The organism is Pulveribacter suum (assembly GCF_003013695.1).
GTDB lineage: Bacteria > Pseudomonadota > Gammaproteobacteria > Burkholderiales > Burkholderiaceae_C > Melaminivora > Melaminivora suum.
Map to the genome: position 1 here is coordinate 719,777 of NZ_CP027792.1, position 25,691 is coordinate 745,467.

24 protein-coding genes, 2 tRNA genes and 1 riboswitch are annotated in these 25,691 nt (G+C 69.0%); of the genes, 15 read left to right on the forward strand and 11 right to left on the reverse strand.

The features are described from left to right. Window positions 1-12: 12 nt before the first annotated feature. The 4 genes from C7H73_RS03280 (at window position 13) to C7H73_RS03295 (ending at window position 3,819) form a co-directional block, all read left to right on the forward strand. Window positions 13-657 (forward strand): DUF4390 domain-containing protein, encoded by a 645-nt coding sequence (locus C7H73_RS03280; protein WP_227001402.1) that lies wholly within the window; start codon window positions 13-15, stop codon window positions 655-657. Further along, window positions 654-2,927, forward strand: coding sequence for an ATP-binding protein (locus tag C7H73_RS03285; protein ID WP_106845346.1), 2,274 nt, complete (start codon window positions 654-656; stop codon window positions 2,925-2,927). Before C7H73_RS03280 ends, C7H73_RS03285 begins: the two co-directional genes overlap by 4 nt. Before the next feature lie 36 nt (window positions 2,928-2,963). After that, window positions 2,964-3,680, forward strand: coding sequence for a response regulator (locus tag C7H73_RS03290; protein WP_106845347.1), 717 nt, complete (start codon window positions 2,964-2,966; stop codon window positions 3,678-3,680). Between the two features lie 63 nt (window positions 3,681-3,743). Next, window positions 3,744-3,819: transfer RNA gene (locus C7H73_RS03295), tRNA-Phe, on the forward strand. Between the two features lie 134 nt (window positions 3,820-3,953). Here C7H73_RS03295 and C7H73_RS03300 read toward each other — a convergent pair. The 4 genes from C7H73_RS03300 to C7H73_RS03315 are packed head-to-tail and all read right to left on the reverse strand — an operon-like array spanning window position 3,954 to window position 10,462. Beyond that, a complete protein-coding gene (locus C7H73_RS03300; RefSeq protein WP_106845348.1) occupies window positions 3,954-4,493 on the reverse strand; it encodes a c-type cytochrome in 540 nt (179 codons plus the stop codon). 17 nt (window positions 4,494-4,510) lie between these two features. Continuing rightward, entirely contained in the window at window positions 4,511-5,986 is a 1,476-nt protein-coding gene (locus C7H73_RS03305; protein WP_106845349.1) for an efflux transporter outer membrane subunit, read from the reverse strand. A 21-nt stretch (window positions 5,987-6,007) separates the two neighbouring features. After that, window positions 6,008-9,154 carry an efflux RND transporter permease subunit gene (locus C7H73_RS03310; protein WP_106845350.1) on the reverse strand — a complete coding sequence of 1,049 codons (3,147 nt, stop codon included), beginning with the start codon at window positions 9,152-9,154 and terminating at the stop codon, window positions 6,008-6,010. A gap of 39 nt (window positions 9,155-9,193) precedes the next feature. Next, a complete protein-coding gene (locus C7H73_RS03315; RefSeq protein WP_106845351.1) occupies window positions 9,194-10,462 on the reverse strand; it encodes an efflux RND transporter periplasmic adaptor subunit in 1,269 nt (422 codons plus the stop codon). 154 nt (window positions 10,463-10,616) lie between these two features. On the opposite strand from C7H73_RS03315, the gene C7H73_RS03320 reads away from it, so the two are divergent. From C7H73_RS03320 to C7H73_RS03330, 3 genes are all read left to right on the forward strand, one after another. Further along, entirely contained in the window at window positions 10,617-11,240 is a 624-nt protein-coding gene (locus tag C7H73_RS03320) for a TetR family transcriptional regulator (protein ID WP_106845352.1), read from the forward strand. A 59-nt stretch (window positions 11,241-11,299) separates the two neighbouring features. Then, a tRNA-Arg gene (locus C7H73_RS03325) sits at window positions 11,300-11,375 on the forward strand. 51 nt (window positions 11,376-11,426) lie between these two features. Further along, window positions 11,427-12,182: a tyrosine-protein phosphatase gene (locus C7H73_RS03330; RefSeq protein WP_106845353.1), complete on the forward strand. Its 756-nt coding sequence runs from the start codon at window positions 11,427-11,429 to the stop codon at window positions 12,180-12,182. Window positions 12,183-12,251: 69 nt separating this feature from the next. Here the strand turns inward: C7H73_RS03330 and C7H73_RS03335 are convergent, their stop codons facing one another. Further along, complete coding sequence (locus C7H73_RS03335) at window positions 12,252-12,674, reverse strand: HU family DNA-binding protein (RefSeq protein WP_106845354.1); 423 nt, start codon at window positions 12,672-12,674, stop codon at window positions 12,252-12,254. Between the two features lie 234 nt (window positions 12,675-12,908). Between C7H73_RS03335 and C7H73_RS03340 the strand changes: the two genes are divergently transcribed. Further along, on the forward strand, window positions 12,909-13,616 hold the full coding sequence (locus tag C7H73_RS03340) for a PhaM family polyhydroxyalkanoate granule multifunctional regulatory protein (protein WP_106845355.1): 708 nt from the start codon (window positions 12,909-12,911) through the stop codon (window positions 13,614-13,616). Between the two features lie 64 nt (window positions 13,617-13,680). Here the strand turns inward: C7H73_RS03340 and C7H73_RS03345 are convergent, their stop codons facing one another. From C7H73_RS03345 to C7H73_RS03355, 3 genes are all read right to left on the reverse strand, one after another. Further along, entirely contained in the window at window positions 13,681-15,009 is a 1,329-nt protein-coding gene (locus tag C7H73_RS03345; RefSeq protein ID WP_106845356.1) for a D-amino acid dehydrogenase, read from the reverse strand. Window positions 15,010-15,101: 92 nt separating this feature from the next. Next, window positions 15,102-15,214: riboswitch (glycine riboswitch) on the reverse strand. A 110-nt stretch (window positions 15,215-15,324) separates the two neighbouring features. Next, window positions 15,325-15,738, reverse strand: coding sequence for a YXWGXW repeat-containing protein (locus C7H73_RS03350; protein ID WP_106845357.1), 414 nt, complete (start codon window positions 15,736-15,738; stop codon window positions 15,325-15,327). Between the two features lie 211 nt (window positions 15,739-15,949). Further along, on the reverse strand, window positions 15,950-16,720 hold the full coding sequence (locus C7H73_RS03355; protein ID WP_106845358.1) for a helix-turn-helix domain-containing protein: 771 nt from the start codon (window positions 16,718-16,720) through the stop codon (window positions 15,950-15,952). A 119-nt stretch (window positions 16,721-16,839) separates the two neighbouring features. Here C7H73_RS03355 and C7H73_RS03360 point away from each other — a divergent pair, with 119 nt between their 5' ends. The 6 genes from C7H73_RS03360 to C7H73_RS15725 all read left to right on the forward strand — a co-directional run bounded on the left by C7H73_RS03360 (window position 16,840) and on the right by C7H73_RS15725 (window position 22,581). Continuing rightward, window positions 16,840-18,765, forward strand: a complete 1,926-nt coding sequence (locus tag C7H73_RS03360; protein WP_227001403.1) for an MFS transporter — start codon at window positions 16,840-16,842, stop codon at window positions 18,763-18,765. Window positions 18,766-18,893: 128 nt separating this feature from the next. Then, a complete protein-coding gene (locus tag C7H73_RS03365; RefSeq protein WP_106845360.1) occupies window positions 18,894-19,370 on the forward strand; it encodes a YiaA/YiaB family inner membrane protein in 477 nt (158 codons plus the stop codon). Window positions 19,371-19,408: 38 nt separating this feature from the next. Further along, window positions 19,409-19,894: a hypothetical protein gene (locus C7H73_RS03370; protein WP_405124778.1), complete on the forward strand. Its 486-nt coding sequence runs from the start codon at window positions 19,409-19,411 to the stop codon at window positions 19,892-19,894. Next, complete coding sequence (locus C7H73_RS03375) at window positions 19,894-20,706, forward strand: DUF2145 domain-containing protein (RefSeq protein ID WP_106845361.1); 813 nt, start codon at window positions 19,894-19,896, stop codon at window positions 20,704-20,706. Before C7H73_RS03370 ends, C7H73_RS03375 begins: the two co-directional genes overlap by 1 nt. A gap of 76 nt (window positions 20,707-20,782) precedes the next feature. Beyond that, a complete protein-coding gene (locus tag C7H73_RS03380; RefSeq protein ID WP_106845362.1) occupies window positions 20,783-21,892 on the forward strand; it encodes a zinc ribbon domain-containing protein in 1,110 nt (369 codons plus the stop codon). Window positions 21,893-21,975: 83 nt separating this feature from the next. Continuing rightward, on the forward strand, window positions 21,976-22,581 hold the full coding sequence (locus C7H73_RS15725; RefSeq protein ID WP_227001404.1) for an RcnB family protein: 606 nt from the start codon (window positions 21,976-21,978) through the stop codon (window positions 22,579-22,581). A gap of 12 nt (window positions 22,582-22,593) precedes the next feature. Here C7H73_RS15725 and C7H73_RS03390 read toward each other — a convergent pair whose 3' ends face one another. Both C7H73_RS03390 and tgt read right to left on the reverse strand, forming a co-directional pair. Further along, window positions 22,594-23,280, reverse strand: a complete 687-nt coding sequence (locus tag C7H73_RS03390; RefSeq protein ID WP_106845363.1) for a glutathione S-transferase family protein — start codon at window positions 23,278-23,280, stop codon at window positions 22,594-22,596. 27 nt (window positions 23,281-23,307) lie between these two features. Next, window positions 23,308-24,480: a tRNA guanosine(34) transglycosylase Tgt gene (tgt, locus tag C7H73_RS03395; protein ID WP_106845364.1), complete on the reverse strand. Its 1,173-nt coding sequence runs from the start codon at window positions 24,478-24,480 to the stop codon at window positions 23,308-23,310. A 71-nt stretch (window positions 24,481-24,551) separates the two neighbouring features. Here tgt and C7H73_RS03400 point away from each other — a divergent pair, with 71 nt between their 5' ends. Beyond that, window positions 24,552-25,031 carry a universal stress protein gene (locus tag C7H73_RS03400; RefSeq protein ID WP_106845365.1) on the forward strand — a complete coding sequence of 160 codons (480 nt, stop codon included), beginning with the start codon at window positions 24,552-24,554 and terminating at the stop codon, window positions 25,029-25,031. Window positions 25,032-25,117: 86 nt separating this feature from the next. Here C7H73_RS03400 and C7H73_RS03405 read toward each other — a convergent pair whose 3' ends face one another. Further along, window positions 25,118-25,513 carry a hypothetical protein gene (locus tag C7H73_RS03405; RefSeq protein ID WP_106845366.1) on the reverse strand — a complete coding sequence of 132 codons (396 nt, stop codon included), beginning with the start codon at window positions 25,511-25,513 and terminating at the stop codon, window positions 25,118-25,120. Between the last annotated feature and the right edge of the window lie 178 nt (window positions 25,514-25,691).

Consider the following 25,691-nt stretch of genomic DNA (forward strand, 5'->3'; position numbering starts at 1 on the left):
ACAATGGCGGGCGTGATCTTCGCTTCGACCTTTTCCGCCTCCTGGATGCGCAGCCTGTTGTACCTTTGGCTGTTCGCCATGGCTCTGGCGCTGGCCGGCGGCATGCCGGGCAGCGCGGCCGCCGCGCAGCAGCACGGGGAAATCACCGATATGCGCGTGGAGCGCACCCCCGAAGGGTTGCTGCTGAGCGCTGCCTGGCGTCTGGATTTGCCGTCGCTGGTGGAAACCGCCCTCTACCAGGGCATCGCCATGCATTTCGTGGCTGAGGCGCAGGTGCTGCGCCCGCGCTGGTACTGGTCGGACCGGATGGTGGCGCGCGCCACACGCTACCTGCGCCTGAGCTATCAGCCGCTCACGCGGCGCTGGCGGCTGGTGCAGGCCTCGTCCGCGCAGGATCTGACGGGCCTGGGCATGGCCCTGGGCCAGAGCTTTGACGAGCTGCCCGAAGCCCTGGCCGCCATGCAGCGGCTGGCACGGTGGAAGATCGCCGAGGCCGATGAGCTGGACGACGAGCGGATGTATGAAGTGAGTTTTCAGTTCCGGCTGGATACCTCTCAGTTGCCGCGTCCGCTGCAGTTCGGCACCCTGGGCAAGCCGGGCTGGGCGGTGGCGCTGGCACGGCGTGTGGAACTCCCCCCCGCAGAGGCGGCCCAGTGATCGACCCGTCCCCGCGCCCCTCGGGTTCTGCGCGCCGCGCTGCCAGCCGCGGCCACGCCGTGCGCTGGGCGCTGGGTCTGGGCGCCGGCGTCATGTGCGCGATCGGGGTGGTGCTGCTGTTCCTGCTGACGCAGGCGACCAACAACCGCGCCCTCTACGAGCGGCACTTCGCCTGGCTGCTGGGCGTGAACGTCCTGGTGGCCGCCGTGCTGCTGGGGGCGCTGGCCTGGGGCGCCGCCCGGCTGGCGGTGCGGCTGCGGCGTGGGCGCTTCGGCACACGGCTGTTGGTCAAGCTGGCCGGCATCTTCACGCTGGTGGGCGTTGTGCCGGGCCTGCTGATCTATGTCGTGTCCTATCAGTTCGTCTCGCGCTCGATCGAAAGCTGGTTCGACGTCAAGGTCGAAGGTGCCCTGAGCGCGGGGGTCAGTCTGGGCCGGGCCACGCTGGATACCATCGCCGCCGACATGGCGACCAAGACGCGCACCGCCAGCAGCCAGCTGGCCCAGGTGCCCGACGCCGCCACCGGCCTGGTGCTGGAGCGCATGCGCGACCAGCTGGGCGCCACCGACATGGTGCTGTGGAGCGCCAGCGGGCAGCCGCTGGCCAGCACCGGGCAGTCGCGCTTTTCCCTCAGTCCGGAGCGGCCTACCGCGCAGCAGCTGCGCACGGCGCGGCAAGACCGGATGGCCTTCCAGATCGAAGGCCTGGATGACCTGGCGGACCCGGGGGCGGTGGAAAGCGCCCGGGTACGCGTACTGGTGGCCGCCTTGAATCCGGCCGTCGGTCTGCTGATGGAGCCACGCTATGTGCAGGCCACGCTGCCGCTGCCGCAGGCCCTGGTGGCCAATGCCGTTGCCGTGCAGGAGGCCAACCGGGAGTACCAGGAGCGGGCGCTGGCGCGCGGCGGTCTGCGGCGCATGTACATCGGCACGCTCACTTTGAGTTTGTTCCTCGCCGTTTTCGGGGCCGTGCTGCTGGCCGTGGTGCTGGGCAACCAGCTGGTGCGTCCGCTGCTGGTGCTGGCCGAGGGCGTGCGCGAAGTGGCGGCTGGCAATCTCGCTCCCAAGGCAGCGCTGCAGGGGCGCGATGAGCTGGGGGGGCTGACGCGTGACTTCGCCTGGATGACCCAGCAACTGGCGGACGCGCGTGCCGCGGTGCAAAAGAGCATGGGCGCGCTGGATGCGGCGCGTGCCAACCTGCAGACCATCCTGGACAACCTGACCGCAGGAGTCATCGTGCTGGATGACCAGGGCGTCATCCAGTCCAGCAACCCGGGCGCCACGCGCATCCTGCGTGCTCCCTTGGCCGCCCATGAGGGACAGCCGCTGGCGGGCGTGGCGGGCCTGGAGGAATTTGCCGCTACGGTGCAGCAGCGGTTTGAGGCCTTTGCGCCCGAACGCGCCGAGCACCACGGGCTGGACCATTGGCAGCATCCCTTCGAGCTTCACGCCGGCGAGGGCCCTGGCCAGCAGGGCACCAGCCTGGTGATGCGCGGCGCCGAGCTGCCTGACCGCATGCGACTGTTGGTTTTTGACGACATTTCCGAAATCGTTTCGGGCCAGCGCGCCCAGGCGTGGGGCGAGGTGGCGCGGCGCCTGGCACATGAGATCAAGAACCCGCTCACCCCCATCCAGCTGTCGGCCGAGCGGATGGAGCGCAGGCTGGGCGGCAAGCTGCCAGAGGCCGAGCAGGCCATCCTGGCCAAGTCGGTAAAGACCATCGTGGACCAGGTGGAGGCCATGCAGCGGCTGGTCAACGAGTTCCGCGACTACGCCCGCCTGCCCGCGGCGCAGCTGCAGCCGCTGGATCTCAATGCGCTGCTGGCGGACGTGCTGCAGCTGTACGAGGCCGAAGGCGCGCAGGTCCCCGTGCAGGTGGACGCCGACCCGCAATGCCCCTGGATTGCCGGCGACCCCCAGCAGTTGCGCCAGGTCGTGCACAACCTGCTGCAAAACGCCCAGGACGCTGCCTTGCAGGCGGCTGCACCGGCAGTGCGCATCTCCACGCGCTGGAGCGAGTCCTCCCAGCGCGTGCGTCTCGTCGTGGCCGACACGGGACAAGGCTTCCCGCCGCACATCCTGCAGCGCGCTTTTGAACCCTATGTGACGACCAAGCCGCGGGGCACCGGGCTGGGGCTGGCAGTGGTCAAGAAGATCGCCGAAGAGCACGGTGCGCGCATCGAGCTGAGCAATCGGGTGGAAGAGGGCGTGGTGAAGGGCGCGCAAGTGTCGCTATCATTCGCCCCTGTATCGAAGGTGGTGGCGTCTTAGCAACACCACTGTGTCAGTAATCGCGTACTTCAACACATGGCAAACATTCTGGTGGTCGACGACGAACTGGGCATCCGGGATCTGTTGTCCGAAATCCTGAACGACGAGGGCCACAGCGTGGATCTGGCGGAAAACGCCACACAGGCGCGCAACGCCCGTCTGTCCACTGGCTACGACCTGGTGCTGCTGGATATCTGGATGCCGGATACCGACGGTGTGTCTCTGCTCAAGGAGTGGGCCATGGCGGGTGCCCTCACCATGCCCGTGATCATGATGAGCGGGCACGCCACCATCGAGACGGCGGTGGAGGCGACACGCATCGGCGCGTTCTCGTTCCTCGAGAAGCCCATCACCATGCAAAAGCTGCTCAAGGCCGTCGAGCAGGGGCTGACGCGCAGCGCGGCCAATGCGTCTGCTGCGGCGGCTGCCACCCATGGCCGGGGCGACGCTTCTGGCCCGCAGGCGACAGCACCCATGGCCGTGGCGGAGGGTGGCACAGGCACGGCGGAGGCCGCGGTACCCGTGGCACCCCACCTGGAACAGGGGCCGCTTGCGCACCAGGGCTTCAACCTGGATCGTCCCTTGCGCGAAGCGCGCGATGGCTTCGAGAAAGCCTACTTTGAATTCCACCTCGCCCGCGAAGGCGGCTCCATGACGCGCGTAGCGGAGAAGACGGGACTGGAGCGCACCCATCTGTACCGCAAGCTGCGCCAGCTGGGGGTGGACCTGGGACGCAATCGGCGCAATGGCTGAGCAGCGAAAAAATTCACTGCTTTCCCTTTCCCCCCTTTTTTCCAGACTACAATCAGTGGCTCAGGCCCGGTAGCTCAGTCGGTAGAGCAGAGGATTGAAAATCCTTGTGTCGGCGGTTCGATTCCGTCCCAGGCCACCAGACAAACTGCAAAAAAGCCCCGATGGAAACATCGGGGCTTTTTTCTTGCCGCTCAGGCAGTGGACAAGCACAAGAAAAAAGGCCTGCCCCATGGGCAGGCCTTTTTTTCTGTCCCTGCAGTCGAGGGACGGCGTTCAGCTGCCCGAAGCTGCCGATGCCGGGGCGCTGGCGCCCTCTGCGGCAGGTGCTGGGGGCTCGGGGAAGTTCGCGCCGGCTGCATCGGCCATGTAGGCCACACCACGGGCGATTTCGGTGTCGTTGAAGTCGCCCCCACCCTGCGGGGCCATGGCGCCCTTGCCCTGCAGTGCCGAGTGCACCAGGGCTTCGAAGCCAGTCTGGATGCGCGGGGCCCAGGTCGCGGTATCTCCCAGCTTGGGAGCACCGGCCGCGCCGGTGGCGTGGCAAGCTGCGCACTGGCCCTTGAACACTTCCTCGCCCGAGCGCAGAGGACGGTTGGCGTCGCGCACCTCGACAAATCCCACCTTCTGGATGCGGTGAGCCACGGCCAGCTCCGGGTTGGCAGCGCCGGATGCCGGCTTGTTGCCGGCCGTGACGTACAGCACCAGTCCGATGATGGCGAACACCGGCAGAACGAAGGCAAGAATGACGGTGGTCAGCAGCTGCTTGGGGCTTTTGATGGGCCCGGCGTGTCCTGCGTCGTGGATGTCGCTCATGGAGGGTCCTGGAAAATTTATGGTGTTGAGAGGGGCGTGGCAGACAGCTTTCCATTATAGGAGCCGGTCTCGCTCCAGCCACCCCCCAGCGCCCTGTACAGAAGAACCTGGTTTTGCAGTTGCTGCAGCTGCGTGAGCACCAGGGACTGCTGCGTGCCGAACAGCGAGCGCTGCGCGTCAAGCACGTCCAGATAGCTGGCTACGCCGTTGCGGTAGCGCAGGTCCGACAGTTCCAACCGCTTGGCATCCGCCGCCTCCTGGCCGCGCTGGGCATCGATTTGCTCTTGCAGCGTGGCGCGGCCGGCCAGGGCATCGGAGACTTCGCGGAATGCCGCCTGGATGGCTTTTTCATACTGCGCCACGGCGATCTCGCGGCCCGCGCGCGCGGCTTCCAGGCCGGCTTGGTTGCGCCCGGCGTCAAAAAGGGGAACAGCCAGCTGCGGTGCCAGGGAGAAGGCCCAGGAGCCGCCCTTGAACAGGTCGGATAGCTCAGGGCTCACGGTGCCCACCGTCGCCGTGAGCGAGATGCGCGGAAAGAAGGCCGCGCGGGCCGCACCGATGTTGGCATTGGCGCCAATCAGCAGATGCTCGGCCTGACGGATGTCAGGGCGGCGCTCCAGCAGATCCGAAGGCAGGCCGGCGCGCAGCGGCTGCATGGGCGCTGCGGTATACAGGCGGGACGACGGCAGGCTGGCGCGGATGTCGTCCGGCAGTGCCTGGCCGAGCAGCAGCACCAGCGCGTTCTCGTCCAGCATGCGCTGGCGCTGCTGCTGCGCATAGGTAGCGCGGGCGGCCTCTGCCAGGCTGGTGGCCTGCCGGTTGTCCAGCTCCGAACTCACGCCGTGCTCCAGCCGCAGCCGCGTCAGCTTGACGGATTCCTCGCGCGTGGCCAGGGTGCGGCGGGAGATGTCCAGCAGCTCCTCATCGGCCATCAGGTTCAGCCAGCCCGAGGCCACCGCGGCCACCAGGCTGATCTGCGCGGCCTTGCGCGCTTCATCGGTGGCCAGGTACTGGGCCAGCGCCTGCTCCTTCAGGGCAGCGACACGGCCGAAGAAGTCGATCTCCCAGGCGGTCACGCCCAGGCCGACCTGGAACAGGTTGCCGTACTGTCCCGTGGCCGTGCTGGGCTGGCGGGTGGCACTCGCCACGCCGGCAACGGACGGGAATTCAGCGGCGCGCTGGATCTGGAACTGCGCGCGTGCCTGCTCGACGTTGAGCATGGCCACGCGCAGGTCGCGGTTGTTGCCCAGGGCGATGCCGATGAGCCGCTGCAGGCGCTGGTCGGTGAAATAGTCCTTCCAGTCGATGTCGGCAGCGGCGTGCTCCTGGGCCGAAGCCGCGGCACTGTCGGCCAGCGCGTAGGCAGGGGCGACCGGTGTGGCGGGACGCTCGTAGGTGGGAATGAAGCTGCAGCCCGCCAGCACCAGGGCGGCGGTGAGCGGAGCCAGAGCACGCGCGCTGCGGCTGGCGGAGAGGGAGGTGTATGTGCGCATGATGAAGGACAGGTGTCGTGCTCAGGCTTCGTTGACGTGCTGCTGGGCCAGCTTGGCGTCATGCTCGCGCTGGCGCTCGCTGCCCTTGAAGAAGCTGCGCACCAGCACGAAGAACACCGGCACGAAGATCACGGCAAGCAAGGTGCCGGTGATCATTCCGCCGATCACGCCGGTACCGATGGCGCGCTGGCTGGCCGAGCTGGCGCCCGAGGCCATGAACAGCGGCACCACGCCCAGCGTGAAGGCCAGCGACGTCATGATGATGGGGCGAAAGCGCAGATGCGCCGCTTCCAGCGCCGCTTCGATCACGCCCTTGCCCTGGGCCTGCAGGTCCTTGGCGAATTCGATGATCAGGATGGCGTTCTTGGCCGACAGGCCGATGATGGTCACCAGGCCGATCTGGAAATACACGTCGTTGGACATGCCGCGCAGCAGCGTGGCCAGCAGCACGCCCAGCACGCCCAGCGGCACCACCAGCAGCACCGAAAACGGAATCGACCAGCTCTCGTACAGCGCCGCCAGGCACAGGAACACCGCCAGCAGCGAGAAGGCATACAGGATGGTGGCCTGCGCCCCGGCGAGCTTTTCCTCACGCGACTGGCCGGTCCACTCGAAGCCGAAGCCATCGGGCAGCTGCGCTGCCAGGCGCTCCATCTCCTGCATGGCCTCGCCCGTGCTGTGGCCCGGGGCGGCTCCGCCGGCGATCTTCATGGCCGGATAGCCGTTGTAGCGCACGGTCTGCATGGCGCCCGTGATCCAGCGCGTGCTGGCAAAAGTGGACAGCGGCACGACCTGGCCGCGGCTGTTGAGCACCGGCAGGTCCAGTACCTGCTCGGGCTGCATGCGGGCCCGCGCGTCGGCCTGCACGACCACCCGCTGCAGGCGTCCCTGGTTGGGAAAATCGTTGACATAGGCCGAGCCCAGTGCGGCGGACAGAGCGCTGCTGATGGTGTCGAAAGACACCCCCAGCGCGCTGGCCTTGTCGCGGTCAATGTCGATCTGCATCTGCGGCGCGTCTTCCATGCCGTCAGGGCGCACGCCCGCCAGCACCTGGCTCTGCGCCGCCATGCCCAGCAGCTGGTTGCGCGCCGCCACCAGGGCGTCGTGACCTTTGCTCCCCCGGTCCTGCAGGCGGAAGGTGAAGCCCGAGGCCGCGCCTAGTTCGGGGATAGGTGGCGGGCTGATGGTGAAGATGAAGGCATCGCGCAAACCGTAGAGGGCGCCGGTGGCGCGGGCTGACAGCGCTTCCGCCGAATGCTCGGCGCCGCGGCGCTCGCCCCAGTCCTTGAGCGTCACGAAAGCCAGGCCTGCGTTCTGCCCTTGGCCGGAGAAGGAAAAGCCGGCCACGGTCACGATGTTGGCCACCTCGGGCTGGGCCAGCATGAATTCCTCCACCTTGGCCATGGCGGCCTGGGTGCGTCCCAGCGCCGCGCCGGGCGGCAGCTGCACGTTGGTGATCACGAAGCCCTGGTCCTCATTGGGCAGGAAGGAGCTGGGCAGGCGGTTGTACACCAGGGCCACGGCGCCGATCAGCGCCGCGTAGATGATCATCATGCGACCGCCGCGGCGCACCAGGCGCGACAGGCCCGACTCGTAGCGGTGTGTGGTGCGCTTGAAGCCGCGATTGAACCAGCCGAAGAAACCCTTCTTCTCGTCATGCCCCTTCGCCAGGGGCTTGAGCAGGGTGCCGCACAGCGCCGGCGTGAGCGACAGTGCCAGGAAGGCCGAGAACGCGATGGACGTGGCCATGGTGACGGCGAACTGGCGGTAGATGTTGCCCGTGGAGCCGGCAAAGAAGGCCAGCGGCACGAACACCGAGATCAGCACCACCGTCACGCCGACGATGGCGCCCGAGATCTGGCCCATGGCCTTGCGCGTGGCGGCCAGCGGCGGCAAGCCTTCCTCGCTCATGATGCGTTCCACGTTCTCCACCACCACGATGGCGTCGTCCACCACGATGCCGATCACCAGCACCATGCCGAACATGGTCAGCACGTTGATGGAAAAGCCCAAGGCCAGCAGGGTGGCAAACGTGCCCAGCAGCGCCACGGGCACCACCAGGGTCGGGATGATGGTGTAGCGGAAGTTCTGCAGGAACAGGAACATCACCAGGAACACCAGCAGCACCGCCTCCAGCAGCGTTTCCACCACCTTTTCAATGGACACCGCGATGAAGGTGGAGGTGTCGTAGGGGATGGCGTACTTCACCCCCTGCGGGAAAAAGCGTTCCAGCTCGGCCAGGCGTGCCTTGACGGCCTTGGCCGTGGCCAGCGCATTGGCCGACGACGTCAGCTGCACGCCCATGCCTACTGCAGGGCTGCCGTTCAGACGCGCGCTGGTGCTGTAGTTCTGCGAGCCCAGCTCGATGGTTGCCACGTCGCGCAGGCGTACGGTAGAGCCGTCGGTGTTGGCGCGCAGCACCACGTTGCCGAACTCCTCGGGCGTGTTGAGCTGGCCCTTGACCACGATGGTGGCGGTCATGGTCTGGTCCGAGGTGCTGGGCAACTCGCCCAGGTTGCCGGCGGACACCTGCACGTTCTGCGCACGGATGGAAGCGCTCACCTGGTCCAGCGACAGGTTGAAGCCCTTGAGCTTGGCCGGGTCCACCCAGATGCGCATGGCGCGCTCGGCACCGAATTGCGTCACCCCCCCCACACCGGGCAGGCGCTGCAGCTCGGGCACCACGTTGCGCGCGGCGTAGTCATTCAGTGCATCAATGCTCACGTCCGGGCTCTCGGAGGTCAGCACCGAGAACATCAGGAAGTTCGAGCGCGACTTTTCCACGCGTACGCCCTGCTGCGTCACGGCCGCCGGCAGGCGCGGCGTGGCGCGGGCCAGGCGGTTTTGCACGTCCACCTGGGCCAGGTCGTCATTGGTGCCAGGCTCGAAGCTCAGCACGATGGAGCCGGTGCCGTTGGCCTGGCTGGTGGCCTCCACGTAGGCCAGGCCGGTGGCGCCGTTCATCTCGCGCTCGATGACGGACAGCACGCTGTCTTCCAGCGTCTGCGCCGTGGCGCCAGGGTAGGCCACCGAGATCTGGATGGTCGGCGGGGCCACCGCGGGGTACTGCGCGATCGGCAGCTGGGTGATGGCGACGGCGCCGAACACCATGATGAAGATGGCGATCACCCACGCAAAGATGGGGCGCTCGATAAAGAACTTGGCCATGTACCGCGCTCCTGATTCCTGGTGGTTTCTTGGTTGTTGTTATTGCTGGGCTGCGGATGCGGCGGCCTGGCTGGCAGCGGGAGCAGGTGCAGGGGCGGCCGAGGCACTGCCGGGCGCCTTCCACGGCACGGGCGTGACGACGACGGGCGAGCCCGGCTTGCCGCGGGGCAGCTTCTGGAAGCCGTCCACCATGACCTGATCGCCGGCCTTCAGGCCCTGCAGCACCACCCAGTCCGAGCCCTGCGCCGGGCCCAGCTTGACCGGCCGCGGCGCGACCTGGTTGCCCTCGCCCACCACCATGACCGTGTCGCCGCTGCCCGAACGGGTGACGGCCTGCTGCGGCAGCAGCACCCCGTTGCCCACCTGCGCCTGCTCCAGCCGCACGCGCACGTACAGGCCGGGCAGCAGCGAGCGCTCGGCGTTGGGCACTTCGGCGCGCAGCGTGACCTGGCCGCTGGTCGGGTCCACCGACAGGTCGGTGAACAGCAGCCGGCCCGGGTGCTGGTACACGCTGCCGTCTTCCAGCACCACGCTCACCTCGACACTGGATTTATCCGCCTGCTTGTACTGGCCACTGGCCAGGGACGCGCGCAGCTTCAGGGCGTCGGCGGCAGACTGGGTGAAGTTGATGTAGAGCGGGTCGACCTGCTGGATGACGGCCAGCTCGGTGGCGGCGCCTTGCCCCACCAGCGCGCCCTCGGTCACCAGCGCCCTCCCGATGCGCCCGGAGATCGGCGCCGTGATGGTGGCATAGCCCAGGTTGATGCTGGCGGAGGTCGCCGCAGCCTTGGCCGCTGCGACATTGGCCTCGGCCGTCTTTTGCGCAGCCACGGCGTTGTCGTACTCCTGGCGGCTGATGGCGTTCACCTCCACCAGGGGCTTGTAGCGCTCGGCCAGCGCCTTGCTTTGCGCCAGCGAAGCCTGGGCCTGGGCCACGCCGGCCTGGGCCTGGGCCAGGCTGGCCTCGTAGGGTGCGCTATCGATCAGGAACAGCTTCTGGCCGGTCTTGACCTCGCTGCCCTCGGTGAACAGGCGCTTTTGCACGATGCCGGCGGCGCGGGCGCGCACCTGCGCCACGCGCGACGCTTCCAGGCGCCCCGGCAGCTCGGTCACCAGGCCAATGTTGCCCGGCTGTACGGTCACCACGCCCACCTGGGGCGGAGGCGGGGTGGCGCCGGCAGCCGCCTGGGAGGCGTCGCCCCCCTTCTTGCCGCAGCCGCTCAGGGCAAGGGCGCCGACGAGTGCAAGAGACAAAAGGGTCAGGGGCTTGCGGGCGGCGCGAGCGGTCGCGTGGTTCTGGCGTGGCATGGAGGTCCTTTGGAGGGCGTGATGCTTTTGATGACGGGCAGGCTGCTGGCAAAACCGCAGATGCTGACACCCGTCAATGACAACTTTGCAAGGTGGGCGATTGTACATACATTCGCGAATGTATAATCAGCGCTGATTTTGGAGGGCAACATCCATGGCACGACGCACCAAGGACGATGCGGATGCCACGCGCAGCAGCCTGCTGGATGCGGCCGAGCGCGTGTTCTATGACAAGGGCGTGGCCCGGGCCTCGCTGGGCGATATCGCGCAGGCCGCAGGCGCCACGCGGGGAGCTATCTACTGGCACTTCAAGGACAAGGCACATCTCTTCAACGCCATGATGGACCGCGTCACCCTGCCGCTGGAATCGGCCTGCAACGCCGGCGACGCGGCCTGCTCCGCAGCAGCGCCGCTGCAGCGGCTGCGCGCCCTGGTGGACCACCTGCTGGGCAGCATCGAAAACGACGAGCATACGCGCCGGGTGTTTGAGATTGCCATGTACCGTGTGGAATACGTGAGCGAGCTCAGCGGCGTGCGCGAGCGCCATCTGGCCTCGCAGGCGCGCTTTCACGCCATGCTGGCACGCGACCTGGGCGAGGCGGCCGAGCAGCAGCGCGTCACGCTGCCGCTGGAGCTGTCTGCCGCAGCAACCGGGCTGTGGGCCCTGTTTGACGGCCTGTTGCAGACCTGGGTGCTCAACGGCGCGCCCTTTGCGCTACGCGCCACGGGCCGGCAGGTGGTGGACGTGTACCTGCACGGCCTGGGCTTTGCCACCTGACGGGCATGCGATAATGCGCGGCTTGGCTGGCGCACCGCGCCCGCCAGTGCCTTTTCAAAGCGGCTGTAGCTCAGTGGATAGAGTATTGGCCTCCGAAGCCAAGGGTCGTGGGTTCGATCCCCGCCAGCCGCGCCACTTTCTCCCCCCCGTGCCTTCCCGTCATGCCCATGCACTACAGTGCATCGCATGACTGTTTTCACACGCAGCGTTGCGCTCTCCGGGGCATCCAATTTTCGTGATCTTGGCGGCTATGCGGCGCAGGGCGGGCGCCTGGTGCGCTGGCGGCGGCTGTTTCGCTCCGACCACCTGGCCGCTTTGACGGCGCAGGACGCGCAGGCATTGGCCGCTTTGGGCCTGGCCCGTGCGGTGGACCTGCGCGGACAGCTGGAAAGCGCCGCCCAGTCCTACTCGCTGGCCGCCGTGCACTACCACGCGCTGCCGATCGAGCCCACGGTGGTGCAGCGCGCCAAGGAAATGGCGCAGGCCGGCCAGCAGATGACCGCGCCGGTGGCCCGCCATCTGATGGAGGACACCTACCGCGCCTTCGTCTCCGACAACACCCCGCAGTTCGCCGCGCTGTTCGCGCATCTGCTGGAAGAAGACACGCCGCTGGTCTTTCACTGCACCGCCGGCAAGGACCGCACCGGCTTTGCTGCCGCGCTGATCCTGCGCACGCTGGGCGTGCCCGAAGACGTGGTGATGCAGGACTACCTGCTCACCAACGGTCTGTACCGCCGCCCGCAGGCGGTGCAGGGCTCGGCGCCGCAGGAGGTGCTGGACGTCATCTGGCAGGTGCAGGCCGGCTTTCTGCAGGCCGCTTTCGACGCCGTGGAGCGCGACCACGGCAGCCTGGCGCGCTACCTGACGCAGCAGCTGCGGCTGGACGATGCCGCGCGCGAGCGGCTGGCGCAGCTGTACCTGCAGCCGCCGGCGGGCGCGTAGCGCGGCGCGCACCGCATGGGCGCAAAAAAAGCAGCCGAGGCTGCTTTTTTCGTGTTGTGCCGCTGCCGCTCAGGCCGTGGCGTCCTTGAGCTTCTTGAGGGCGCGGGTCTTGATCTTGACCGAGGCCGGCTTGGCGGCGAACCAGCGCTCCTCGCCCGTGAACGGGTCCTTGGCCAGGCGCTTCTTGCGCGCCTCGACCTGGTGCAGGTTGATCTTGAGCAGGCCGGGCAGGGTGAACTCGCCCGAGCCCTTCTTGTGCACGGAAGCCAGGATGGCGCCTTCCAGCGCCGCGAGCACGGCCTTTACGTTCTTGGACTCCACGCCCGACTGCTCGGACAAGTGGGCGACCAGCGTGGTCTTGTTGAAGACGTCCTTGACCGGCTTGAGGGCGGCAGGCGCCTTCTTGGCGGGCACGGCCTTTGCAGGAGCTGCGGACTTGGCCGAAGCAGTCTTCTTGGCCGGCGCGGCGGTGGTTTTCTTTGCAGTTGCCATGATGTGGTTGATTGCTTGTCTGAAGTTGCTGTACAGGCCCAGCCCGTGCTGGTGAGCGGATTCTAGGGCGCTATCCCGGGCGTGGCGCAGCCGCAGCCGCTTGCGTGCGTCAGAAAACCACGCATTCGCACTGCTGCAGCACTGCGGCGGCGCAGTTGGAGGGTGCGCGCATCGGCGCTAAGCTGGCGGCGCCAGCGCATCGCGCAGGGCACCGCCAACCAAGGAGCAACGGCCATGAGCGACAACTCTCCCTTCGGCTTCGCACGCTTCGTGCCGGGGTTCGACTTTTTGCAAAGCCTTGCCAAGGGCGCCGCTGGCGGTATGCCGGGCCTGCCCGGCTGGGTGGCCCCTACGGCCAGCGTCCAGGAGCTGGACAGGCGCATCCAGGAGCTCAAGGCGGTGCAGTTCTGGCTGGAGCAAAACGCCCGCGCCCTCACCGCCACGGTGCAGGCGCTGGAGGTGCAGAAGATGACCCTGGCCACGCTGGCCGGCATGAACGTGGCCGTGGGCGACGTGGCCGCGGCTTTGGGTGGCATGGGTGCGGCAGCTGCGTCGCCCGCACCCGCCCCGGCAGCGCCGCCACGGCCCGCGCCGCAGCCGCAGCCAGCGCCGCAAGGCAGCAGCGAGCCTGCCGGCGCCGCGCCGGGCGCTGCCGACCCGCTGCAGTGGTGGGGCGCGCTCACCCACCAGTTCCAGCAGATCGCCGCCCACGCCATGCAGGACGCGGCCACGCAGCAGGCCGCGTTCGACGCCACGCGCGACATGGCCGGCGGTGCGTTCAAGACCGCCAGCGACATGGCCACGCAGTGGGCGCAGGCCGCCGGCGGCGATGCCGCGGCGCCCGCCAGCCCCGGCGCCGGGCGCGCCGCCACCGCCACCGCGGCTGAGCCGGCGGCAGGCAAGAAGGCGGCTGCCAAGAAATCTGCTAAAAAACAGCTCTAACGCCCGCCAGTCAAGCGCCAGCAGCTATCAAAAATGAGTGACTGCGGGCGCTGTGGCAGACGCTTCAGGCCGGCAGCTGCGCCGGCTGCACACCGGCGCCTGCGCCCTGCGGGCCGCAGAAGGCGAAGTCCAGCTCCGGTGCCAGGCCGCTGACGATGCGCGCGATGGAGCGGCCCGAGCCGCAGGCGTGCGTCCAGCCCAGCGTGCCGTGGCCGGTGTTCAAGAACAGGTTGGGCACGCGCGTGCTGCCGATCAGCGGCACGTTGCTGGGCGTGGCCGGGCGCAGGCCCGACCAGTACTGCGCTGCGGCGGTGTCGGCGGCGCCGGGAAAGAGCTCCTCCACGCGCCGCACGATGGCCGCGCAGCGCACCTCGCTCAAGGCGCGCGAATAGCCGTTCAGCTCCGCAGTGCCGGCCACGCGCAGCACGTCGCGCGCCGCGCGCCCGCCCTGGGCGGCGCTGGTGTAGCGCGAGAAGACCAGCTTGAATTCGTCGTCCGTCAGGCTGGTTTGGTAGGCCAGGGCGGCGTCGCGCACGGGCAGCGTGACCGAGTAGCCCTTGGCCGGGTAGATGGGCAGCGAGATGCCCAGCGGCTGCACCAGCAGCGGGCTGTGCGCGCCCAGGGCCAGCACATAGGCGTCGGCCTGCAGTCGCTCGTAGCGGCCTTCTTCGTTGGTGATCTCCACGTGGTCGATGCGTCCGCCTGCCTCGCGCAGGGCGGTGATGTGGCAGCCCATGCGCCAGCGCGCTCCGGCGGCCTCGGCCGCGCGGGCCAGCTCGCGCGTGAACAGGTGCGCGTCGCCCGATTCGTCCTCGGCCGTGAAGGTGGCGCCGGCCAGGCGATCGCGCATGGCGGCCAGGGCCGGCTCGATGCGGATGGCTTCCTCGGCGCTGACCACCTGGCGCTCGCAGCCCAGGGCGCGCATCTGCTCGGCGGGCGCAAGCGCGCCGTCGAACTCGCGCGCGCTGGTGTAGAAGTGCAGGATGCCCTGGGTGCGCTGGTCGTACTGCAGGCCCAGGTGCTCGCGCAGCTCGCGCAGCACATCGCGGCTGTAGGTGCCCAGCTGCACGATCTGGTGGATGTTGTGGCGTGTGCGCGCCGGCGTGCATTCGCGCAGGAACTGCAGGCCCCACAGCCACTGGCGCATGTCCGCGCGCAGGCGAAACAAGAGCGGCGCATCCTCCTTGCCAAGCCACGACAGCACCTTCAGCGGCGCGCTCGGGTTGGCCCACGGCTCGGCGTGGCTGACGGAGATCTGCCCGCCGTTGGCCAGGCTGGTCTCGGCGCCGGGCACGGCCTGGCGGTCGATGACCGTGACCTCGTGGCCGAGCTGCTGCAGGAAGTACGCGGAGGTGGTGCCGATGACGCCGGCACCCAGGACGATCACTCGCATGGTCTTACAAGCCTTTTTCAAGGTTTGCGCAGACTGGGCGCGCGCTGGCAGCTATTCAATTGATAGCAAAAGGGCGGCGCCATGGTCTGGCTGCCGCTCCCCCTGTCCTTGTGACCTGAGAGATTCGCCTGTGCGCTGGGTGCGCTGCGGGCTTGCTCCTTCGGTGCGCCCTGCGTTGCGCGGGCGGCTCTCCAGACGGCTATTGCTGTGTGTGCAGTACGGTACCTGAGCGTGTATGGGAGTTTGCGCCTTCGGTGCAGCAGCCGTGACCGGCCGCTGGCTCTCCTGCAGCGCGCATGGTAGCAGGGCGTGCCATCAATGGCGGCGCGGGTCGTTGGGACGGCGGTCGTAGCGGTTGGGCACGCCGTCGCGGTCGCGGTCCCAGCCGCCCTGGTTGAACTGCCATTGGCCATGGCGCTGCTCCCAGCGTGGCTGGCGATAGTGCTGGCCATGGCGCACGCGCACCCACGTGCCGGGTACCCACTGGTAGCGGTGGCCGCGCCATTCCCAGTGGCCCTGCGACCAGGCCATGCCGCGGCGCGGAGCCGGCACGCGCTCGTAGCGCGGCGGGGGCGGGGCGGTCTGCACCACATAGGCCGGCTGCGCGGCGTGCGGCCCGGTCTGGATGACGACGGTGGCGCTGGGCGCGGCCTGCGCGGCGCCGCTGGCTCCCAGGCCCAGGGCCAGGACGGTGGCTGCGGCGGCGAGGGTGGAGGTGATGCGGTTCATAGTGATCTCCCTGGTTGGATTCGGTGACCCGATGCCAGCCATGGTCCCGCGCCTGCGTGAACGCTGGCCTGCGCCTCGGTAGCGTGGGCGCAAATGTTTGTGAGCAAACGTCACAAACGGAGTGAGCCTGCTGTGAAAGATAGAGGTCAAATAGCCCCCCAGCCCTTGCTGGACAAGCGCTGGCAGCTCTCTTTTTTGATAGATGCTTGGCTTACGCCTGCCGGCTCGGCGGGCGCTGCGGCGCGGGCGCCACGCGGCGCATGGCGGTGAAGGCCTCGAACTCCCAGCCGCGCAGCGCCATCAGCAGCGTGCAGCCCTCGCGCTCGGCCTCGGGCAGGCGCTGGTCGGCCAGGTGCTGCTGGGCAAAGTCCTGTGCCACGCGCTGCATGCGCTCGGTGAAGGCCGCCACCTGGCTGCGCGCGATGCTGCCGTGCACCAGCAGCACGCCTTCGCCCGGGCCGTCGAAGGCGCCGCCGAAGTAGTCCAGCAGCGCGTGCTCGCGGAAATACTCCATCACCGGGCCGCGCGGACGCCAGCGGAAGGTCTTGGCGAGCTTCAGGCGGTAGCGGTTGCCCGGGCGCAGCTCGATGATGCCGATGCGGTCCAGCTGCGCCAAGTATTTCACGCCCTCAGCCTCGGTGAGGCGGTAGGTGGTCAGCACCTGGGCCAGCGTCCACTGGCTGAGCATGGAAATCGCCATCAAGAGCAGCTTCTTGTCGGCCACCACGGCGCGCTCCTGCTCCTGCGTCAGCTCGTGCAGCAGGGGCTGGCTGTCGGCCACGCGCCGCGCCAGGTCGGCGAAGTCGAGCCTCAAGGCGCGGCAGATGGCGTCCACGCGCGACAGCGGCATCTCGCCGCGCGCCAGCATGCGCTTGACGCTGGACTCGGCCATGCCCAGCGCGCGGCCCAGGTCGGCGTAGGTCATGCGGGCGGCCTTCAGCTCTGCTTTCAGGGCGGCGACCAGGTCGGTGGTGGTGCTCATGGCAAAAGTATCCCACCGCGATACCACCAGTGGCCTGGCGCGTGGGCCGGGCGCAAAGAGTCATCGGCGGCGCCGGCTTTGTTTGCACAATGCGCCACCTTCCTTCAGGCCCTCTTGCCATGACCGAGCACTCCGCGCAGTCCCATCCCAACCAGTTCGCGCTGCTGGCCCAGCGGCGCTTTGCACCGTTCTTCTGGACGCAGTTCGCCGGCGCGGCGAATGACAACCTGTTCAAGTTCGCCTTCACCGTCATGGTGACCTACCAGCTGCAGGTGGCGTGGCTGCCGCCCTCGCTGGCGGGCCTGGTCATCGGCGCGCTGTTCATCCTGCCGTTCCTGCTGTTTTCGGCCACGGCCGGGCAGCTCACGGACAAGCTGGAGAAGACGCGCATCATCCGCTTCGTCAAGAACCTGGAGATCGCCATCATGCTGGTGGCCGCTGCCGGCTTTGTCGCAGGCAGCGCGGCCGTGCTGCTGGCCTGCGTGTTCCTGATGGGGCTGCACTCCACGCTGTTCGGGCCGGTGAAGTTCGCCTACCTGCCGCAGGCCTTGAACGAGCGCGAGCTGACGGGCGGCAACGGCATGGTGGAGATGGGCACATTCGTTGCCATCTTGCTGGGTAACGTGGCCGGCGGGCTGCTGGTGGCGCTGCCCCAGGTGGGCCACACCAGCGTGGCCGTGGCCTGCGTGCTGCTGGCGCTTGTCGGGCGCGCGGTGGCGCAGGTCATTCCTGCCGCCCCCGCCACCGATCCGGGCCTGGTCATCAACTGGAACCCGGTCAGCGAAACCTGGCGCAACCTGCAACTGGCGCGAAGCAACCTGGTGGTGTTCCGCTCGCTGCTGGGCATCTCGTGGATGTGGTTCTTCGGCGCGGTGTTCCTGTCGCAGTTCCCCAGCTTTGCCAAGGAGGTGCTGCACGGCAACGAGCAGGTGGCGTCGCTCTTGCTGGTGGTGTTTTCCGTCGGCATCGGCACGGGCTCGCTGCTGTGCGAGGTGCTCTCGCGCCGGCATGTGGAGATCGGCCTGGTGCCGCTGGGTGCCATCGGCATGAGCGTCTTCGCCATCGACCTGTACTTCGCCTCGCGCGGCGCGGCGGCGCCCGCCGGCGGCCAGGTCATGGGGCTGGCGGCCTTCCTGGCCGACCCGGGGCACTGGCGCGTGATGGCCGACCTGGCCGGCTTGAGCCTGTTCGCTGGCCTGTACAGCGTGCCCATGTACGCACTGATCCAGCTGCGCAGCCAGCCCACGCACCGCGCGCGCATCATCGCCGCCAACAACATCCTGAACGCCCTGTTCATGATCGCCAGCGCCGTACTGGCCGGTGCGCTCTTGTCGGCCGGCTTCACCGTGCCGCAGATCTTTCTGTTCACGGGCATCGCCAACGCCGTGGTGGCGTTCTACATCTTTCTGCTGGTGCCCGAATACCTGCTGCGCTTCGTCGCCTGGGTGCTGTCGCGCCTGGTGTACCGCTTCCAGGTGCGCGGCGACGAGCACATCCCCACCACGGGCGCCGCCATCCTGGCGTGCAACCACGTGAGCTTCGTCGATGCCGTGCTGCTGATGGCCGCCAGCCCCCGGCCCATCTACTTCGTCATGGACCACCGCATCTTTCGCGTGCCGCTGCTGGGCGGGCTGTTTCGCCTGGCCAAGGCGATTCCCATCGCGCCGCAAAAGGACGACCCCGCCACCTACGAAGCGGCCTTCGAGCGCGCCGCGCAGGTGCTGCGGGAGGGCGACCTGCTGGCCATCTTCCCCGAAGGCGGCATCACCCGCGACGGGCAGCTGCAGCCTTTCAAGGGCGGCATCATGAAGATCATCGAGCGTGCCCGCGCGGGGGGCCTGGAGGTGCCCGTCGTGCCCATGGCGCTTACGCACCTGTGGGGCTCGTACTTCAGCCGCATCGAAAGCGGCGGGGCGATGGTGCGGCCCTTCCGGCGCGGCATGTTCAACCGCGTGGGCTTGAACGTGGGCGCGCAGGTGCCGGCGCGCCAGGTGCAGCCGGAGCCCCTGCGCGAGCGCGTGGCGGCGCTGCTGGCGCGGGGGTGAGAGGCAAAGAAGTAGCTGCTGGTGATACCTGAAGCACGCGAGGGAGCCACTTCGGGTATCAAAGCGAGACTTTTCTCGCTGCCGCGCCGACCATTCGCTTCGTCACCCACTTCTTCGACGAGAGCGCCATGCACACCTCTTCCTCTTCCTCCCCGTCCCGTCCGGCCCAGCGCGACACCCGCGCCTGGCAGCTCCAGGTCTGGGCCTCGTTCGCCATCGCCCTGCTGCTGTGCGCCACGGGCCTGGCTTGGCTGCCGGGCGAACCACTGGCGCGGGCCTTCATGTTCATGGGCTATGTGTTTTGCCTGTCCACGGCGTTCGCGCTGGCCAAGTTCGTGCGCGACAGCGAGGGCGGCGCCAGCCCCGCCGGGCGTGACGTGCCGCTGTGGAGGCTGGTGGTCTGGGGCGGCTTTGCCACCGCCATGGCCCTGACCGGCTGGGGCCTGTGGGACATGCCGTTGAACCCGACCTACAAGGCCTTCCTGGGCGTGAGCTGGCTGTACCTCATCACCTGCGCGTTCACGCTGGCCAAGATGCTGCGCGACCGGCACGAGGCCGACCTGCTGGACGCGCGCCTGCAACGCAGCCGCGACGCTGCGCAATGACTCTCTTTCACCCTGCCAATCCACCCCCGGAGACGACCGTGCCGATAGCTTCCTTCCTTCTTCCTTCGCCCCGCTTTGGCCTGCGCTGCGCTGGCCTGCTGCTCGCCCTGGGGCTGAGCTGCGCCCTGCCGGCGCGGGCGCAAAGCGAGGCCTCGGCGGCGCTGTCGCTCATGCCGTTGGCCTCCGTGGTGGTGGCTTCGGGCGCCGCATCCGCCGCGGCCGGCGCATCCGGCGCCGCGGTGGCGCTGCCCGTGGCGCTGTCGGCCGGCGGGGCGCTGCTCACCGTGCGCGCCGTGCAGGCATCCGCGCAGGGCACGGTGTATGTGCTGGAGCGCGCCTCGGACGGCGCGCAGGCCAGCATCGCGCTGGCCAGCGGCGCGGCAGCCAGCGCTGCCATCGGCGTGGGCACGGTGCTCACGTGCAGCGTGATCGCCAGCGGCGTCCTCCTGTTGGCCGCCGGCGAGGTGCTGGCCTTCGTGCCCAACGCGCTGGGGCAGGCGCTGCTCTACAACGAGAGGCTGTGATGCGGCTGCACCCGACCGTCCCCCTGGCACTGGCGGCCACGCTCGCCCTCGCCGCGCTGCCCGCCCACGCCGGCCGCAGCTGCGACGCCCGCCCGCCGGATGCGCGCACCATCACCCGCGCCATGCAGCTGGCCCGGCAGACCGCCGAGCAGCTGGACGCCAGCGGCGCGCAGGTGGTGCTGCTGGCGCGCGCCGGGCAGGACCTGACCCGCTACGGCCTGCACTGGTCGCACATGGCCTGGGCCTGGCGCACGCCAGAGGGCCGCTGGCGCGTGACGCACAAGCTCAACGACTGCGGCACGGCGCGCGCCCACCTGTGGCGCCAGGGCCTGGGCGAGTTCTTCATGGACGACCTGTGGCGCTACGAGGCCGTGTGGGCCGTGCCCGCGCCGGCGGTGCAGGCACAGCTGGCGGCCCTGCTGGCCGACGCGGCGCGCAGCACGGCGCTGCAGCACCAGCCCTACAGCATGGTCAGCTACGCCTGGGGCACGCGCTACCAGCAGTCCAACCAGTGGGCCATCGAGACGCTGGCCGCCGCCATGCAGCCCGAGCAGGTGCGCACGCGCGGCCAGGCCCAGCAGTGGCTGCGCGCGCAGGGCTACGTGCCCACGGCCCTGGCGCTCGGCCCGCTCACGCGGCTGGGCGCCCGCGTCGCCAGCGCCAACGTGGCCTTCGACGACCACCCCACCGCGCAGCGCATGGCCGGGCACATCGAGACAGTGACCGTGGACTCGGTGCTCGCCTGGCTGGTCCGCGCGCAACTGGCGCAGCCGCCGCGCACGCTGGTGCTGACGGAGGTGGGTTCATCATGAAAAACCGCTCCAGCGCAGGTGCAGCAAGCGCCAGCAGCTATTATTTGAGTAGCAACTACAACCCGGGAGAAACGCCATGAGCAAGGCCCTGCGTCTGTCCGAGAAATGGTTCCGCCGCGGCCTGTGGCTGGTGGCCTTCGTGTTCGCCAGCTTCCTGATCGGCCTGGGCGGCACCCTGGTGGGCGACCTGCCCAAGGTGGAACAGCCCCTGGTGCTGGACGACTTCCTCGACCTGGCCCAGGTGCAGCCGCTGCGCGACCAGGCCCATGCCGCCCGCGAGCACTCCACCCAGGCGCAGGCGGCACTGGAGCAGGCGCAGCTGCAGCAGTCCAAGGCCGCCAGCGCCACCCGCGCCGAGCGCGAGACGTTCGACAACTGGCTGGCCACGCGCAGCGTGACGCAGCGCGCCGAGCACGACCCCGAGGTGCTGGCGCGCACCCGCCAGCTCGACGCCCTGCGCGCGCAGCAGCAGCGCGCCCAGCAGGCCGTGCAGGCGCAGCAGCAGGCGCTGCTGGACGCGCGCCAGAGCGCCCAGGCGGCGCAGGCACGCCTTGCCCAGCTGGAGCAGGACGGCCACCAGCGGCTGGCCGCCGAGCAGCGGCGGGTGGAGCTGCGCGTCTTTCTGTACCGCCTGGCGCTGACCCTGCCGCTGTTGGTGCTGGCCGGCTGGCTGTTCGCCAAGAAGCGCCAGAGCACCTGGTGGCCCTTCGTGTGGGGGTTCATCTACTTCGCGCTGTTCGCCTTCTTCGTCGAACTGGTGCCCTACCTGCCCAGCTACGGCGGCTACGTGCGCTATGTGGTGGGCATCCTCATCACCGCCCTGGTGGGGCGCTGGGCCATCGTCGCGTTGAACCGCTACCTGGAGCGCCAGCGCCAGGCCGAAGCCCTGCCCGACGAGCAGCGCCGCCAGGAGCTGGGCTACGACGTGGCCCTGGCCCGCCTGGGCAAGGGCGTGTGCCCGGGCTGTGAGCGGACGGTGGACCTGAAGAACGAGGCCATCGACTTCTGCCCGCACTGCGGCATCGGCCTGTTCGACCGCTGCGGCGCCTGCGGCACCCGCAAGGGCGCTTTTGCCCGCTTTTGCCACGCCTGCGGCACGCCGGCAGGCGCCACGCCCGTGCCGCCCGCCCAGGCGCGCACGGCCGCAACGCCCGTCGCGCCGGCCGGGCCCGCCGCCACCGCCTGAGGCTGCCCGCGTCAACCGATTCGCGCCGCCGCCCCTTATGGGAGAGCGCCGGCGCCGCCGGACGTGCTCCGCAGGAACAACGCATGACCCCCACCTTCCTCCGTCCGGGCCGCCGCGCCCTGCTGCTGGCCACAGTCATGCTAGCCGCCAGCGCCTGGGCCGCGCCCGACGATGGCCCCTGGCACGGGCGGGACGAGGGCGGCCGGCCTGAGTGGCAGCGGCGCGAAGAGCAGCGCCAGCGCCAGCAGGCCCACTGGGAGCGCGAGCAGGAAGGGCAGCGCCAGCAGCAGGAAGAGCTGCGCCGCCGCGCCGAAACCCAGCGCCGCCGCGACGAGGCCTGGCAGCGCCAGCAGGAAGAGGCCTTGCGCCACCGCGCCGAGGACCAGCGCCGCCGTGACGAAGCCTGGCAGCGCCGCCAGGAGGACGAGCAGCGCTGGCGCGAGGCGCAGCAGCGGCAGCGCCACGGCTACCAGCCCTATCCCATGCCGCCGCAGGGCCTTGCCTACCCGGGCGGCGACTACCGCTGGGAGCGCGGCCAGCGCTACCACGGCCCGCGCCAGGTCGTGCATGACTGGCGCCACCAGCGGCTGCGCCCACCGCCGGCGGGCTACCAGTGGGTGCGCGCCGAGAGCGGCTACCTGCTGCTGGCCGTGCCCACCGGGCTGATCCTGGAGTTCGTGGCGCGCTGAGGGCGCGCCGGCTCAGCCCATCAGCACCGGCCCGCCCTTGGTCAGGGCGCGCTGCCAGGCAGGGCGCGCGTGCATGCGCTGCTGCAAGGCCAGCAGATGCGTCTGCGGCGCGCCGCCGGTGCTGCGCGACAGCAGCGCCTCCACGGCAAAGCTCATCTGGAAGTCGGCGATCGACAGCTGCTCGCCGGCGAACCAGGTGTGCTGCGCCAGGTGCTGCTCCAAAAACGCCGTGGCCGTGGCCAGGTTGGGATCGATCAGCTTTTGCTGCGCCCCGGCGCACAGGGCACGCGCGATCGGCCGCGCAAAGAACGGCATGGGCTGGCGCGGCAGCGTCTGGAAGACCAGCTTCATGACCAGCCAGTTCATCAGCGAGCCCTCGGCGTAGTGCATGAAGAAGCGGCAGTGCCGGTGCTCGGGCGTGCCCGGCTTCGGGCACAGCTGCGCCAGGTCGCCGCCGGCCTGGCCGCCGTAGCGCTCGGCCAGGTATTCGATGATGGCGCCCGACTCGGCGATGGTCTCTCCGCCGTCGGTGATGACGGGCGACTTGCCCAGCGGGTGCACCTGCTTCAGCTCGGGCGGCGCTAATTTTGTGCGCTCATCGCGCGCGTAGCGCTTGACCTCATAGGGCACGCCCAGCTCTTCGAGCAGCCACAGGATGCGCTGCGAGCGCGAGGTTTCGAGGTGGTGGACGGTCAGCATGGGCGGCTTTTGTGGTGAAAGCCGCGGTTATACGCCGCGCGCCCGGTCCGCCTTGAACTGTGCGCGCAGCTGCGCGAAGGCGCCTGCGTCCAGCGCGTTGCGGATGTCTTGCATGAGCTGAAGGTAGTAGTGCAGGTTGTGGATGGTGGTCAGCATGGGCCCCAGCATCTCGCCGCAGCGGTCCAGGTGGTGCAGGTAGGCGCGCGAAAAGCCCCCCCGCCCGCCGTCGTCCCAGCTCACGCCGGCGGTGCCCGCGCAGGCGTGGCAGGTGCAGCTGGTGTCCAGCGGGCGGTGGTCGTCCTTGTGCCGGGCGTTCCTGATTTTCAGGTCGCCGTAGCGGGTGAAGAGGGTGCCGTTGCGTGCATTGCGCGTGGGCATGACGCAGTCGAACATGTCCACGCCCTGGGCCACGCCTTCGACCAGGTCCTCGGGCGTGCCTACGCCCATCAGGTAGCGGGGCTTGTGCGCCGGCAGGCGGTGCGGGGTGTGCGCCATGATGCGCAGCATCTCGTCCTTGGGCTCGCCCACGCTCACACCGCCGACGGCGTAGCCGGGGAAGTCCATCTCCACCAGGGCGTCCAGCGACTCCTGGCGCAGGTGTTCGAACATGCCGCCCTGCACGATGCCAAACAGCGCGTTGGGGTTGGCAAGGCGCTCGAACTCGGCCTTGGAGCGCAGGGCCCAGCGGCGGCTCATCTCCATGCTCTTGCGCGCTTCCGACTCGGTCGTCAGCTGGCCGTTGCTCTCGTACGGCGTGCACTCATCGAGCTGCATGACGATGTCGGAGTTCAGCACCGTCTGGATCTGCATGCTGACCTCGGGCGACATGAACAATTTGTCGCCATTGACCGGGCTCTGGAAATGCACGCCTTCCTCGGTGATCTTGCGCATGGCCCCCAGCGACCAGACCTGAAAGCCGCCCGAGTCCGTCAGGATCGGCTTGTCCCACTGCTCGAAGGCGTGCAGGCCGCCGAAGCCCTGCACCACGTCCAGCCCAGGGCGCATCCACAGGTGGAAGGTGTTGCCCAGAATGATCTGTGCGCCCATCTCGGTGAGGCTGCGCGGCATGACGCCCTTGACGGTGCCATAGGTGCCCACGGGCATGAAGATGGGGGTCTGCACCACGCCGTGGTTCAGCGTCAGGGCGCCGCGCCGGGCGTGGCTTGCGGGGTCGGTGGCGAGCAGGTCGAATTGCAGCATAGGGGCGCGATTGTCCCAGAGCGGGGCGCCCTACACTGGCCGCACCACAGGCAACCCCAAGGAGAAAACGAATGCTCAGAATCATGATCGCCGTCGATGGCTCGGCCCTGGCGCTGGACGCCGTGCACCACGCGCTGGAGCTGGTGCGCCGCGGTGGCCTGCGCGCCCTGCTGGTGCTGGGCCACGTGCAGGAAGAGGCCACGCTGCTGGAGCTGGCCACCCAGGGTGCCGACGCGGTGGCCACCGCCAGCGTCGAGGCCGGCCAGCACCTGCTGGCGGGTGCCGTGGCGCTGGTGCAGGCTGCGGGCGTGCCGTACGAGACCGAGCTGGGCCTGGGCCCTGTGGCCGCCACGCTGGTGGACATGGTCGAGCGCTGCGGCTGCGATGCGCTCATCGTGGGGGCGCGCGGCCTGGGCGGCCTGCGCGGCGCGCTGCTGGGCTCGGTATCGCAGCAGTTGGTGCAGCTGAGCCCGGTGCCGGTCACGGTGGTCAAGCACGCCGAGGCCGACGCCGCCGAGCTGAATGCGCAGGACGCGGCCGGCCAACCCTGAGCCGCCACCCGCACCATGAAAAAACGCCGGGCTTGCCCGGCGTTTGCTATTGTTTCAGGAGCTGCTGGCGCTTATCTGGTGGGTGCTCAGGCCGCTTTTCGCCATGAAGAGCTCGGATCGCTCGTGCGCTGCAGCTTGCCGTGGGGCAGGCTGGCCAGGCGCGAGAACATGCGCCGGCAGTAGCCGCTGATCCACAGGCAGTTGTTCAGCTCGTCCACCGGCAGCGGGCCGGAGACGACGACCAGGTCGTTGGCGTCTTGCAGCATGCCGGCGGCGCGCAGGCGCCGGCGCGTGTGGGTGGCCCAGGACTGGATGCGCGCCGGACTGCCGTGCTGGTGCACGTGGCCGGTGTGGCGGTCGAAGGCGATGGCCACGTTGTCGGTCTTGAGCTTGAAGCGGCGCTCTCCCGTGACGGCGCTGGGCGTGTCGCGCAGGTCGTACAGGTAGTAGCTGCCGGCCTTCAGCTGGTATTGCATCTGCATGGTCGATCTCCTCCGGGGACCGATTGTGCGAAGGCCGGCGCGCCGCCAAAGCGCCAAATACCGCGGTGTTAGCCAGCCAGTTGCACGCACCAGGGCGGTGCTATCGGTTCACGGAGGGCGATTGTGTAAGCACCCCCCGGGGTGGGCAACCCACAGGTGGTGCCAAGGCGTAACAGGG

What these genes read in the sequence shown, in the direction of transcription:
- C7H73_RS03365 (WP_106845360.1), top strand. Translation starts at nt 18,894, where the DNA reads ATGCACACCTCTTCCTCTTCCTCCCCGTCCCGTCCGGCCCAGCGCGAC.
- C7H73_RS03315 (WP_106845351.1), bottom strand. Translation starts at nt 10,462, where the DNA reads ATGCCACGCCAGAACCACGCGACCGCTCGCGCCGCCCGCAAGCCCCTG.
- C7H73_RS03350 (WP_106845357.1), bottom strand. Translation starts at nt 15,738, where the DNA reads ATGAACCGCATCACCTCCACCCTCGCCGCCGCAGCCACCGTCCTGGCC.
- C7H73_RS03290 (WP_106845347.1), top strand. Translation starts at nt 2,964, where the DNA reads ATGGCAAACATTCTGGTGGTCGACGACGAACTGGGCATCCGGGATCTG.
- C7H73_RS03300 (WP_106845348.1), bottom strand. Translation starts at nt 4,493, where the DNA reads ATGAGCGACATCCACGACGCAGGACACGCCGGGCCCATCAAAAGCCCC.
- C7H73_RS03405 (WP_106845366.1), bottom strand. Translation starts at nt 25,513, where the DNA reads ATGCAGATGCAATACCAGCTGAAGGCCGGCAGCTACTACCTGTACGAC.
- C7H73_RS03355 (WP_106845358.1), bottom strand. Translation starts at nt 16,720, where the DNA reads ATGAGCACCACCACCGACCTGGTCGCCGCCCTGAAAGCAGAGCTGAAG.
- tgt (WP_106845364.1), bottom strand. Translation starts at nt 24,480, where the DNA reads ATGCTGCAATTCGACCTGCTCGCCACCGACCCCGCAAGCCACGCCCGG.
- C7H73_RS03390 (WP_106845363.1), bottom strand. Translation starts at nt 23,280, where the DNA reads ATGCTGACCGTCCACCACCTCGAAACCTCGCGCTCGCAGCGCATCCTG.
- C7H73_RS03320 (WP_106845352.1), top strand. Translation starts at nt 10,617, where the DNA reads ATGGCACGACGCACCAAGGACGATGCGGATGCCACGCGCAGCAGCCTG.
- C7H73_RS03360 (WP_227001403.1), top strand. Translation starts at nt 16,840, where the DNA reads ATGACCGAGCACTCCGCGCAGTCCCATCCCAACCAGTTCGCGCTGCTG.
- C7H73_RS03345 (WP_106845356.1), bottom strand. Translation starts at nt 15,009, where the DNA reads ATGCGAGTGATCGTCCTGGGTGCCGGCGTCATCGGCACCACCTCCGCG.
- C7H73_RS03380 (WP_106845362.1), top strand. Translation starts at nt 20,783, where the DNA reads ATGAGCAAGGCCCTGCGTCTGTCCGAGAAATGGTTCCGCCGCGGCCTG.
- C7H73_RS03400 (WP_106845365.1), top strand. Translation starts at nt 24,552, where the DNA reads ATGCTCAGAATCATGATCGCCGTCGATGGCTCGGCCCTGGCGCTGGAC.
- C7H73_RS03305 (WP_106845349.1), bottom strand. Translation starts at nt 5,986, where the DNA reads ATGCGCACATACACCTCCCTCTCCGCCAGCCGCAGCGCGCGTGCTCTG.
- C7H73_RS03335 (WP_106845354.1), bottom strand. Translation starts at nt 12,674, where the DNA reads ATGGCAACTGCAAAGAAAACCACCGCCGCGCCGGCCAAGAAGACTGCT.
- C7H73_RS03330 (WP_106845353.1), top strand. Translation starts at nt 11,427, where the DNA reads ATGACTGTTTTCACACGCAGCGTTGCGCTCTCCGGGGCATCCAATTTT.
- C7H73_RS03340 (WP_106845355.1), top strand. Translation starts at nt 12,909, where the DNA reads ATGAGCGACAACTCTCCCTTCGGCTTCGCACGCTTCGTGCCGGGGTTC.
- C7H73_RS03310 (WP_106845350.1), bottom strand. Translation starts at nt 9,154, where the DNA reads ATGGCCAAGTTCTTTATCGAGCGCCCCATCTTTGCGTGGGTGATCGCC.
- C7H73_RS03375 (WP_106845361.1), top strand. Translation starts at nt 19,894, where the DNA reads ATGCGGCTGCACCCGACCGTCCCCCTGGCACTGGCGGCCACGCTCGCC.
- C7H73_RS15725 (WP_227001404.1), top strand. Translation starts at nt 21,976, where the DNA reads ATGACCCCCACCTTCCTCCGTCCGGGCCGCCGCGCCCTGCTGCTGGCC.